At 64.0% G+C, this 12,174-nt stretch carries 9 protein-coding genes; 3 read left to right on the top strand and 6 right to left on the bottom strand.

All coding sequences use genetic code 11. The features are described from left to right. Positions 1-7: 7 nt before the first annotated feature. A complete protein-coding gene (gene hpnH, locus LVJ94_17715) occupies positions 8-1,021 on the bottom strand; it encodes an adenosyl-hopene transferase HpnH (protein WXB09058.1) in 1,014 nt (337 codons plus the stop codon). Between the two features lie 29 nt (positions 1,022-1,050). Further along, positions 1,051-2,076, bottom strand: a complete 1,026-nt coding sequence (locus LVJ94_17710; protein ID WXB09057.1) for an NAD-dependent epimerase/dehydratase family protein — start codon at positions 2,074-2,076, stop codon at positions 1,051-1,053. A gap of 230 nt (positions 2,077-2,306) precedes the next feature. On the opposite strand from LVJ94_17710, the gene LVJ94_17705 reads away from it, so the two are divergent. After that, positions 2,307-3,242 carry a squalene/phytoene synthase family protein gene (locus tag LVJ94_17705; protein ID WXB09056.1) on the top strand — a complete coding sequence of 312 codons (936 nt, stop codon included), beginning with the start codon at positions 2,307-2,309 and terminating at the stop codon, positions 3,240-3,242. Between the two features lie 79 nt (positions 3,243-3,321). Here the strand turns inward: LVJ94_17705 and LVJ94_17700 are convergent, their stop codons facing one another. Further along, entirely contained in the window at positions 3,322-4,524 is a 1,203-nt protein-coding gene (locus LVJ94_17700; GenBank protein ID WXB09055.1) for a metalloregulator ArsR/SmtB family transcription factor, read from the bottom strand. 116 nt (positions 4,525-4,640) lie between these two features. On the opposite strand from LVJ94_17700, the gene LVJ94_17695 reads away from it, so the two are divergent. Beyond that, positions 4,641-4,787: a hypothetical protein gene (locus LVJ94_17695; GenBank protein ID WXB09054.1), complete on the top strand. Its 147-nt coding sequence runs from the start codon at positions 4,641-4,643 to the stop codon at positions 4,785-4,787. On the opposite strand, the gene LVJ94_17690 is transcribed toward LVJ94_17695, so the two are convergent. Further along, complete coding sequence (locus LVJ94_17690) at positions 4,775-5,455, bottom strand: TetR/AcrR family transcriptional regulator (protein ID WXB09053.1); 681 nt, start codon at positions 5,453-5,455, stop codon at positions 4,775-4,777. The two genes, LVJ94_17695 and LVJ94_17690, sit on opposite strands and share 13 nt — an antisense overlap. Before the next feature lie 97 nt (positions 5,456-5,552). Here LVJ94_17690 and LVJ94_17685 point away from each other — a divergent pair, with 97 nt between their 5' ends. Further along, entirely contained in the window at positions 5,553-7,370 is a 1,818-nt protein-coding gene (locus tag LVJ94_17685; GenBank protein ID WXB09052.1) for a long-chain fatty acid--CoA ligase, read from the top strand. Positions 7,371-7,377: 7 nt separating this feature from the next. On the opposite strand, the gene LVJ94_17680 is transcribed toward LVJ94_17685, so the two are convergent. Continuing rightward, entirely contained in the window at positions 7,378-9,108 is a 1,731-nt protein-coding gene (locus LVJ94_17680) for a hypothetical protein (protein ID WXB09051.1), read from the bottom strand. Between the two features lie 5 nt (positions 9,109-9,113). After that, positions 9,114-11,981 carry a hypothetical protein gene (locus LVJ94_17675; GenBank protein ID WXB09050.1) on the bottom strand — a complete coding sequence of 956 codons (2,868 nt, stop codon included), beginning with the start codon at positions 11,979-11,981 and terminating at the stop codon, positions 9,114-9,116. Between the last annotated feature and the right edge of the window lie 193 nt (positions 11,982-12,174).

Genomic DNA, 12,174 nt, shown 5'->3' with positions numbered 1-12,174 from the left:
TGGAATCTCACTGGAAGGCGGCGGAGATCGAGCGGAAGATGTTCTTCGGGCTCGCCATGCTGTCTTCCACGGCGGTCGGCTCGTACCCGCAGTGCACCATGCAATCGCGGCACTTTCGGTGTCCGCTCTTGGTGCCGAATTTGTCCCAATCCGTCGTCTCCATCAACTCTTTGAAGGTCTCCGCGTACCCGCCTTCGTTGAAGAGATAGCAGGGGCGCTGCCAGCCGAAGATCGTGTAATTGGGATTGCCCCACGGCGTGCACTCGTACTCCCGCTCACCCTTCAAGAAATCCAGATAGAACGGCGAATGGTTGAATGCCCATTTGCGCTGCGCGGCGGGCTCGAGCACCTTGCGAAAGAGTTCCTTCGTCTGGTTGCGCTTGAGGAATTTGTCCTGCACCGGCGCCCGCTCGTAACTGTAGCCCGGCGAGATCATCATCCCGTCGACGCCGAGCGCGGTCATGTCGTCGAAGAAGCGGTGCAGATCTTCGGCCGGGTGGTCCATGAAGATCGTCGTGTTGGTCGTCACGCGAAAGCCACGCTTCTTGGCCTCTTTGATGGCAGCCACCGCGGTTTCGTACACGCCTTCGCGCTGCACGCAGTGGTCATGGTGCTTCTGGACGCCGTCCAGGTGAATGCTCATGGTGAGGTAGTCGCTCGGCGTGAACATGTCGAGCTTGCGCCGCAGCAAGAGGGCATTCGTGCACAGGTAAATGAACTTCTTTCGATCGACGAGCCCCTCGATGATCTCGCGGATCTGCGGATGGATGAGCGGTTCGCCCCCCGCCACCGTCACGACGGGGGCGCCGCATTCCTCGACGGCGGCAAAGCATTTCTCCGGCGCCAGCGACTGTTTGAGGATCTCTTCGGGGTACTGGATCTTCCCGCAACCGATGCACTCCAAGTTGCAACGAAAGAGCGGTTCGAGCATGGTGACCAGCGGGTAACGCTTCCGCCTCTTGAGCTTCTGCGTCATGATGTATTTGCCGACCGCTGCCGCCTGCATCATCGGAATCGCCATGGGAATTCTCCAGAAGTTATCTTTTGGGGTTACGGGGCGGCAGAGCCCCCCGCAATGAAGTAGTGGTGATGTGAGAACCAGTCCAGTGCGTCGGCGAATGCGCGCTCGACGGGGGTCTGCGGAAGCCCCAACTCGGAGATGGCCTTTGCTGAGCTGAAAAACATATACCGCTTCGCCATCTTGACCGATTCCAGGGGAATCGCCGGCGTGCGGTGGGTGACGAGGTCCGAGAGCGTGGTGCTCAACCAGCCCGCGGCGTAGGCAACACCGTAGGGAATGCGCACCGTCGGCGCGCGTTTCCCCGTGAGACGGGCCAGGGTTTCGAGGATCCGAGCAAGGCTCATGTTCTCGTTCCCCAGAATGTAGCGTTCTCCGACCCGTCCCTTCTCGGCGGCCAGCACGTGCCCCTCGGCCACGTCGCGCACGTGGACGATGTTCAGGCCCGTGTCGACGAAGGCCGGCATTTTTCCAAGCATGAAGTCGACGAGGATCTGGCCGGTCGGTGTGGGCTTGCGATCCCAAGGCCCGACCGGCGCACTCGGATTCACGACGACAACGGGGAGGCCGCGCGCGGCATAATCGAGCACGACCTTTTCTGCATCGAACTTGGAGCGCTTGTAGTGCCCAGAGAGTTGGCCCTCCGCAAGCGGCGTGCGCTCGTCGCGGGCTCCCATTTCGTCGCCGCCGACCGGTGCGAGCCCGATGGTCCCCACCGTCGATGTATAAACGACGCGTCCCACGCCAGCGCGAAGGCAGGCATCCATGACATGGGTCGTGCCATCGACGTTGCTTCGGTGGATGGACGCGGGATCGTTCGACCAGAAGGTGTACTCGGCGGCCACGTGGTACACTTCGTCGCATCCACGGACCGCGCGCGTGACGGCCTCGGCGTCGCGAAGGTCGCCCTCGACGATTTCAGCGTCTAAACCCTGCAAATTGCGTCGATCCGAGGTTGCCCGCACCAAGACGCGAACGGCCCGTCCCCGCTCCGCGAGCACGCGCGCAACGTTTGCGCCAACGAAACCACTCGCCCCCGTCACCAAGGCCTTCGACACGATAGAGCACCCTACTCCCGTTCAACGCGGTTAGGGTTGTTTCGTTCGGGTGTTTAGGGTGTCACACGCTTGTGATGAAAAAAAGCGCGTCGGTTCTTGTTCCTTGTCGAGGCAGGTAATCTGCTAAGAGGGATTTCGCGCACTCCACGAAAAGCAGAAGGCGCCGAGGGATGGCGGCGCGGGAGTTCTGCACCTCGACGGCTGGGACGTTGACCCCATACCTCTTCAATATGCTTCGACTAACAACGGAATCGCGCCCCACACCTGCTGCCCCCGCCGTCGTACGCGACCTTCTCGTACGAACGAGCCGCACGTTTGCCCTGGCCATTCCGCTTCTGCCGGAGCCGACGCAGAACGCATTGGCGGTGGCTTACCTCCTTTTCAGGGTCGCGGACACGCTCGAAGACGCCGCACATTGGTCGCGCGACGAGCGGGTGGCCGCGCTGGACGAGCTCGTTCCCATCCTGCGCCGCGGAGACGCTGCACGGGCGCGGGCGGCCAGTCGCGACTGGGTCGTGCGCAATGCCACCGTCGACAAGGGGTGCCTGGATCTCCTCATCGCCTTTCCGGCGCTTCTCGACGAGCTCTCCACGTGGCCTTCGGCGCGGGCCCACATCGTGCTCGAGCACGCGGCGCGCACCACCGAGGGCATGGCCCAAACGCTGCGCGAGGCCGACGCGGCGGGGCACGTGCAGCTCGCGGATGTCGCCGCGTTGCGCGCCTATTGCTACGTGGTCGCCGGCATCGTCGGCGAATTGGTGACGGCGCTGTTCGTGCACGACGCCCCCCAGCTCGCCGACGTGAAGCCGGCACTCGTCCGCCACGAGCGAGCGTTCGGTGAAGGACTCCAACTGGTCAACATCCTGAAGGACGAGCACTCCGATGCCCGCGACGGGCGGGCGTACCTGCCCGTCGGCGTGCCCCGCGAAGAGATCCTCTCCCTCGCACGGGCCGATCTCGTGGAGGCGCGCGCCTACATCGCGGCCTTGGAAGAGAAGCGCTCGCCCGCCGGCTTCGTCGCCTTCACCACCCTCACCGTGGAACTCGCGGAGCGATCACTCACCGCACTCGAAGCGCGGGGCGCGGGCGCGAAGGTTTCCCGCAACGAGGTGCTCGGGCTGGTGGCCCGGCTCCAAGACAAGATACGCCACGCCAAATGGCGTTGAGTGCGCCAAGCTGTGGAGGAAAATGCTCAAGTTGTGGATAACCTGCGAGCATTTGTGACGAATCCGTTTCGAATCGGATTCACCTTGGTTTCTTCGTACTGTCCCCGTGCGCGTAGAAGCGATCCAAGGTCATGACGGACAACTCCTCGATGGCCTTCCGACGAAGGGAGAGCAGGATCGATCCGCTCTTGTGCTCTTCGTCGATGAGGCCCGCTTCGCGCAGAACGACGAGGTGATGCGAGATGGTCGGACGCGACACCTTGAGCAACGTTGCGAGCTCGGCGGAACTGCGCGGCGACTTGGCAATGATGGTCGCGATGGTGAACCGCGTGCTATCGCCTAGGGCTTTGAAGATGAAGGCGGGATCGGCGAGCCGTTCGTAGGGCGCGGCGGGAGAGACCGATGCGACGGGCGCGGAGGTGCTCGTCGCTTCGAGGGTGAGTGCCGGGTCGAAGTACGGCAGGTAGAGGAAGGAGCCGCCCTCCCCTTCGTCGTACACCGACCAAAAGCGATGCTCGTTGAAGGCCGACGGGAGCACGTGCACTTCGCGGATCTGCGCGTACGGTAGGCGGTAGCCTCCGCGCAGGGAGCGAAAGCCTTGGCGCTCTTCGACTTCGATCTTCAGCAAGGCCAGTCGCACGAATTCTTCCATGGAGCACGTTTGAAACAGGCGCTCCTTCTCGGCGACCGAGCGCCGGAACTGCGGAAGCAGGTCCTCCCACGTGCGGGCGAAGATGCGCTCCCAGAAGAGCGTGAGCACGGAGATGATGCGCTCGCGAAACTCGGCTGGTGAGGTGCACAGCAAGGTGAGCGAACGCACCCCGGAGCTCTCGAGGCTCGGAGGATAGAGCTCCACGTATTCGAGCCATTCGCGCTTCCACGCGGGAAGCTTCGAGGTGGCCTGCACGACGTCGATTTTCCCCGCGATGAGACGCTCCACGATCTTCGTGCCGTGCAAGCAGCCGATGAGCAGACGCCACTGGAAGTCCTTCAGCGGCATGTCGCGCATGCGGGCCATCATGTCCTCGAAACGTGAGGGCATGGCCTCGCCCCGGAACACATCGGGGATCATGGACCACAGCTGCGGCCACGCACCCAAGGCCGCGTACGACTCGTGAAAGGCCGGTGGCAGCTTGGCCAGGGCCTGGGCCCGCCAAGCGGGGTGAACACGGCTGGCGGGATCCGTGAGGATCTGCGCGGCGTGGCATAGCTCGAAGCGAAGGTGAACCTCGAAGGAGAAGCGGCTTCTCAGGGAGTCTTCGTCCGAACGGGGCTTGGCCATGGCAGATACAGCAAGTTCGGTACCAGTCTAACGAGTTCAGGTCAAATCGAACCGGTTCGATATTTATCGAATAGTTAGTCTTGTCACGAACGAGTTAGATGCCCATATAACAGGGCATGACACGCACAGTCCTCCCCTGGTTGCTGCTCGACGCCGTCTTGTTGGCGGTCATTCTGCTGGCGATCCGTTCGAATCACCCGGCGGCCAAGCCGGCGTTGCAGCCGGTCGCCTTCCAACCCGAGTCACGACATTACGTCCCCTGATTGCGGACGTGGGTCTTCGCCTTCTTCGGTGTTCGGCGCATCGAAACGCGCGCGTTGGGCGCGACGGCGGCATCGAGCATGAGCGCCCACTGCCGGAGGACCCTCTGGCTCCGCATCGGATGCGGGCGCAGCAGATTGGCCAACATGAGCCCGCGCACCAAGTCCAACGTGGCCTCGATCGATTCGTGCACGCCCGGTTGATTCTCGTCCACGCCCAGAAGCTCCGCGGTCAAGCGATGCACTTCGCGCCCTACCCTCGATTCCAATGGAATGAGTTGGGCGCGCAGACGCTCGTCCGATGCGCCCGCAACCCACAATTGCAGCGCGGCCATGAAGAGCGAATTTTCCGACGAGCGCACGAGCAGATCGAGCACCGCTTCGGAGCGTGACCTTCGTGGAATGGCGCCAATGGATGCTTCGCGACGGATCTCCTCGAGCCTCGCGCGGGTCCCATACTCGATGGCCGCGGTGACCAGCTCGTCGCGTGTGTGGAAATGGTGCTGCGATGCACCGCGCGAGACGCCCGCGCGATCGGCGATGATGCCCATGGTCGTACCGGCCCACCCCAACTCCGCGAGGCATTGAATCGCCGCACGCAGCAAGCGTTCGCGCGTGACGCGGCTGCGATGCTGCTTGGGGACGACGACCGAAATGGGCGTACTTGCCATTTGCCTCGCAAAGGTGACGGTTCCGCCCAAAAGATCAAGGGCCAGGAAAAAAGCAGGCGCGATTGTTTTTTTCGGACGCGGAGCTAGCCTTGCCGGAATGAACACGAGCACGGGGGTGCGAACGCTCTGCGAGGCCTTCCAGCTGACTGTCCAGCGCCAGCCGGATGCGGTCGCGCTGCGAACACCGGGCGACATGGATCGCATCACGTGGCGCGAGTATGCGCGACGCGTGCGGTGCATCGCGGCGGGGCTCTTCACCTTGGGCGTGCGACGCGGGGATACGGTCGCGATCATGCTGACCAATCGCCCCGAGTTTCACCTCGTGGATACCGCGGCCATTCACCTCGGGGCGACGCCATTTTCCGTTTACAACACATCGTCCGTGCCGCAGCTGCTGGAGATTCTCGGCAATGCCAACAGCCATGTCATGATCACCGAGCGGGCGTTCCTCGACCGCGCCAAAACGGCCTGCGCGAAGGTTGCGCTCGAACACATCGTGTGCCTCGACGACGATGCGCCGGACGGCGCCATGAGCCTCGATGATTTGGAAATTGCGGGGGACGAGGCGGACTTCGACTTCGATACGGCGTGGCATGCCGTGCAGCCGAACGACGTGCTCACGCTCATCTACACGTCGGGCACGACGGGTGCGCCCAAGGGCGTGGAATTGACGCATGCGAATCTGCTCGCGGAGCTGGCCGGCGTCTCCGCCGTGTATTCGATTCGCCACGACGAGAGCGTGGTGTCGTATTTGCCATCGGCGCACATCGCCGATCGGATGGTGAACCACTACGTATCCCTGGTGTTTGGGGCGCGCGTTACCAGCGTCGCGGACATGCGCGCGCTGAGTGCGGCGCTGGTGGAGGCGCGACCCTCGATTTGGGGAGCGGTGCCGCGCGTTTGGGAGAAGATGAAGGCCGGCCTGGAGGCGCGGCTCGCGACCACGGCCGAGGAATCGGTGAAACAGGCCACCGAGTGGGCCATCGGCGTGGGGTTCCGCAAGATGCGCGCCGAACAGGACGCGATCCATGGACGAGGCCCCGGGCCCGACGAAGCGCTGCTCGCCGAGTACGCGCGGGCGGACGAACAGGTGCTGCGGCCCGTGCGCGCCATGATGGGGCTCGATCGGGCGCGCTGGCACCTCTCGGGCGCGGCCCCCATTGCGGAGAACGTGCTCGAGTTCTTCGCGGCCATCGGGGTCCCCATCTGCGAAGTGTGGGGGCTTTCGGAATCGTCGTGCGTGGCGACGCTCAATCCGGCGGAGGCGATCCGCATCGGCACCGTGGGGCCGCCGATTCCGGGCGTGGAATTGCACCTGGCCGAGGATGGCGAGGTGCTCGTGCGCGGGCGCATCGTCATGAAGGGCTACCGCGGCCAAGCGAAGGAAACGCGGGAGGCCATCGACGGCGATGGCTGGCTCCGCACCGGCGACATCGGCACCATCGACGATGCGGGGTATTTGCGCATCATCGACCGGAAGAAGGAATTGATCATCAATTCGGCGGGCAAGAACATGTCGCCGGCGAACATCGAGGGCACGCTGAAGAGCGCGAGCCCGCTCATCGGCCAGGCGGTCTGCATCGGCGATCGCCGTCCGTACAACGTGGCCCTGCTCGTGCTCGAGGCGGAGGCCGTGGCCTCGTGGGCAAAGCAGCGCGGCCTCGCGGACCTGTCGCTCGCCGCACTCGCTGCGTGCAGGCCGCTCGGTGATGCCATTGCGGCGGCGGTGGGGCGCGCCAACGAGCGGCTCTCACGGGTGGAGCAGATCAAGCGCTACAAGCTTTTGCACGCACCGTGGGAACCGGGTGGCGACGAGCTCACGCCGACGATGAAGCTCAAACGCCGCCCGATTCACGCGAAATACGCCGCGGAGATCGACGCCCTTTATGCAGGCGACGATCCCGCGGATTCCTAAACGGGCATCACGGATGCGTCAGGGGGACGGACAGCACCGTGGACGGTGCGGAGAGATCGAGAACGACGAGCTGGGCGCCGCGCTCGGCATCGGTTGCATTCCAATCTCCCACGAGCACGGCGGTGTACCAGCGGGCGCCCAATTGCGTCCCCGAGCTCGCGCGGTTGGTGCCCGCGTTCCCGGTTCCCTGCGCGCCGTACCACGACTGCACGTCCCAGGTGACCGGGAATTTGACGCCCTCGAGCGCGCTCGCTCCACCGTAGGGGATGTTCGTGAGCGGCGACGTAAAGGTGCTGCCCTTGCCACCACCGGCGTTGACGGACCAGTAGCCCACGTCGACGGCCGATGCCGTGGGCGATGCCTGCACGAAGGCCACGACCGGGCCGCTGTAGGGATCACTGGGGGTTCCGAGAATGCCAAAGGCAGGCCGCGGTCGAAGCTTCCACGATTTGAACCGAAGCTGCTGCTCGCCCGTTCCATTGGCGAGCCCCATGAGGCTGGTGAAGTAGATGCCGCCCGGATCCAGCGCCCCCGTAGGCTGGGTGTCGAGAACCGTACGCGGCGCCCCGGCGTCCGAGGAAGACGCAGGCTGGATGAACTGCAACGTGGCACCGCCCGGACGCAAATCGGCATACGTCGGCGATGCTGCGTATTTGAGACCGATGGCGAGGCGTGCTCCACCCGAGTGGACTTCGAGCTCCGACGGCGTGCTCGGTGGCGAGGCGTGAAAGAAGAACATGAGCGGATCGCGCTTGATGAATCGGGCCGGCGTTTCGTCCCCCACGGGAATGACCAGCAAGCCATGGGTCCGCTCGTCGTCCGAGAATCGATAGGTCTCCCCCACACTCGCGACGAAATAGCTTCGTCCGGCGGCCAATACGCCGGAAGGAATCGAGAACGGAGCCTGTCCCGTGGGGCCGAAATACGCCGGGGTGCTCGCGGTGACGCTCATAGCCCCCGTGGCGAGTGGCGCGACGACGCCCGTTTCGGCCCCGGCCGCGAGCTTCGGCACGTCCGCCGCCGCTGTCGTGCTGGATCCGAGCATGAAGGAATCGGTGAGGGTCGCATCGTCCGCGTTCAAAAACCGCAGACCGACCTGTGAACAGGTCGGAGCCGACAGCTTCGATTCATCGAGGATCAGAAGCTTGGCGCGCGTCGCGGTCGGCCCCGTCACCCGAGGCTTGCCCACGGCAACGATGGTGATTCTCGCTCCAGGAGCAAAGGTTTGCACCGTCGCCGCGACCTTGAACCCCGCCCCGCCGTCCGGACCCGCGGCATTTTCCTGCGCGGCAAATGTGATATCGCCCGCGGGGATCTTGGCATACGGCGTGACCGACACGGGGCCCGTTCCGGCCGGGACGACGGGGAAATTCGACACCACCGTGCTGTTGGCATAACTGGCATTGAGACGGAGTGCGTAGCCTGGGGCTTGGTCCACGGCCGCGCCGCTGTTGACGGGCATCAAGAGGTTGACGAAGCGGACCTTGACGGCCGTATCGGGATCCGGCGCGACGCCGCACGTTCCCGGGCCAGTGTCCCGTCCCACGTCGGTGCCGGCGTCTTTGACGTCGGCACCGGTATCGTTCACGGAGCCGTCGGGTACGAATTGATCCGGCGGACCGCTGTCCCCGCCGCCGCCGGGGGACGCGGGGTCGTCGTCACTGCACGCGCTGGCCACGGCGGCCGAGACGCACAACGTACCTACGAGCGTAAGCCATCTTCCTGTCGAAGTTCTCATTGCCGTCACTCCGTTGGATATTTGAGGTCGCACGCATTGCGCGCGATGGCGACGGAGCCTTTGCTCAATTCGTCGCGCATGAAGAAGTAGACCATCGTTCCCGCGTTGAAGACCGCCTTGTCCTGCCATGCACGGACTTCTGGAGACAACGCATCGGCGGTTCGAAGCGCGTCGGTGAGCGGATTGTCCAAGGTGCAGACGTCACGCCACATCGGCACGCCGAACACCGCCGGATCGGCGCCGCGCAGCCCTTCCCAATTTTTGGCGGCAACGAAGCCATCGTAGGTCCGGAGGTAGCCGTCGGCGTCGGTGCGAACGCTTTCGCAGGTGACGCGCGCCACCTCGAGCATATTGGCTTTGGATTTCGTGAATGCCGTATCGGCCGTCTTCAAGGCAATGGGCAGCGGCACGCTGGTGAGCGCTCGGCGCGTGACGAAGGCATTGAAGAATGTCTTCTCCTCGTCGGGCGTTCGACCGAAACTGACGTTCGTACCTCCATTGCCCATCCATACGAGGTACTTGGCCGCGCCGTTCGCACCCAAACCACCATTGCAGCCGGTCGTTCCCGACCCATGGTCGAAGCAATCGACATTGGCCGCCGGGTTGTCGCGAGGGCCCACCATTCCGTCGAGAAAGTCGGCCACGCGCGCGCCCGACGTGCTCCGCAGCGCGCGTGCAGCACCCGTTTGCGCGTCGCCACGCACACCATGGCAGTTCGCACAAACCCCGGCATAGATATGCTCACCGGGATTGGTCACGTAGAGTTGCGCCCACGGCCGCACCGGCCCGCCGTCGCCCGACGGCTTGACCATCCAGTCCTCGACCCGCGCCGGCGGCGGTGCATTCGGCGGGAAGTTGCAGTTGTCGTACCGGGTATCGAAATAACCTTGGTAGTACGTCCTCTTCGCAAGTGCCTCGTGCTGGGCGGTGATGGCCCGATCGCGAATCCAGCCGTCCAACTTCGTCGGCCAGTCGATATTGCGCGGCAAGTACGGTTTGCGCTCCGTCGTGTCCTCGAGCACCCACTCGAGGCCCGACGGCGGCCGACAATCGAGTTTGGCACGCGCCTCGGCGGCATCTGCGGCGGCGAGACCGTCCGCGACGGCCTTGGGGTCGTCAGGAGCCTCGACGCCGGGATTGCCATAATCGCGCGGCACCGATGCCCACCAGCGGGCCATGAGAACGCTCAAGCGGCAGTCGACGCCCGGTACGTTGAGCGGCATATGAAAGTTGAAGAAGGCCGTCAATCCATTGGGATCTTTCGGCAGCCCAAAAGCGTCCGCGTCGAAGGCCCCCGTCGGAAGCACGGTCCGTGCGTACGTCTTGCTCCGAACCAGCGCCGACACGACGCTCGCGGGCGATGGGTCGCTCGGATCGAAGGTAAAATACGAGAGTCCGTCCGCGCCGATGGATTTGAAGTCGAAGCCGAACACCACTCCGCCCGGTGAGAGGTCGAATCGGCCCAGCGAAGGATTGCTCCGCACCGCGTAGCCATTCTCATTGTGGCAATGCGTGCAGTTGCCCACTGCGTAGCCTTGCATGCGCAGCTCGTCTTGGTTGCGCGGCCGGCGAGGCAACGCCGACTCTTCGAGTTTCGGCAGGTCGTTCGCGGCAATCCCCGACACCACGCCATACGCCATCAAACGGGCTGCCATATCGAGCTCGCTGGCTCCCACCTCCTCGGCCAGGTTCCCACCCTCGCCTTTCGGGCGCCGGTGGATCTGCGTCGGCGTGAACCCGAGGATGAAGTTCTGCCCTTCCGAACCGGTATGGCACGCAATGCACCGTTCGCTCCCCGGAACGGCATAACTGCGGTTCCCCTGGGTGATCTCGCTGGTCCGGTAAGGGCGCACGTAATCCGGGAAGGGCTTCCCACTGAGGTACGTCTCCCGTTGGTCCGGAGCGTCGGGGTTGAGCCCCGTACCGAGAAGCTTCGCGCTCGTCTCGTCGCTGTTCCACACGTAGGAGCCAAACACGGCATCCTCCGTCTTCTCGCGGGTCAGGATGATGCGGGTCTCCATCTTGCGATAGCGCTTCACACCGTCCAGCTCGACGACCGCCTTGAAGAACGTCTTGTAGAAACGCGTGTTCGGCGGAATCACGAAGTGCTTGGTCGCCGAATCGTAGGTGATCGACTTGCCCGCGGGTACGTGGACCAATCGGAGTTTTTGCGCGTCGTCCGACCAGAGTGGGTACTCCGGCGCGTAGGCAAACGTCCCCTTTCGGGCGAGCACCTCGGCATCGAGCGACGTGACGTCGGTCTCCGCGAGCTTCACTGGAAGATCGCCGAACGACTTCACGGCTGCAAAACGTGCATCGGCCGCCTCGTCCCGTCCGGCGATCTCGGCCTTCGGAATGCAGCTTCCGAGATCGGTCAGCGCCGCGCCGACCTGGGCCGACACCTGAAAGTCGCCCATATTGACCGAGCCGCTGCCACCGGGCAGCTTGTACGTCGTCGGCGAGCAGCCCTGATCGATCCAGGCCTGAAGCCGGCGGCCGAGCGGCTGTTGGCCGCCGATGCCTTTGGGCATCCGGCCCTCGATCATCATTTGCGCGGGCGTCTTTCCACTCTGTCCCTTCGCGGAGCAAAGTCCCTGACGCGTGCCGTCGTAAGAAAACCCGCCTTGTTGCGCGGGAGCCTTGTGGCAATTGCCACATTGAATTTCGATTTCACCCGACAAATTCGCAAAGGTATCGAGCGCCTCCTGTGCGGTCGCCGCCGTTCTTTGCGGAATACGCTCGTGGGATTCGGGCGGTGTGCACACCGATGGCCCGGCCTCCGGGCCCGCGTCGCCAGGCGTCGCGGGCGAATCACTTCCTCCACAGCTTGCAGCCGCCAATGCGGCCCCAATCATGATGACAAGCAGCGCCATAGCGCCCTTACGCGTCCATAGAGTGTACATCCGCGTTAAGCTCCTTTTTGGGCGCCGGGACCATAGAAGTGGGGTATTATTTAAACAACTCAATTAATTGAACTTCCGAAAACGTCACACATTCGCGATACCTTCGTTTCCACGACGTGGGCGCACCTACGGAATGGACAAAATGCCCCTGCGCGCTGCACCC

Source organism: Sorangiineae bacterium MSr11367, from assembly GCA_037157805.1.
GTDB classification, from domain to species: domain Bacteria; phylum Myxococcota_A; class Polyangia; order Polyangiales; family Polyangiaceae; genus Pendulispora; species Pendulispora rubella.
The sequence above is the reverse complement of the archived record's forward strand: the minus strand, read 5'-3'. Positions and strand labels throughout refer to the sequence as shown.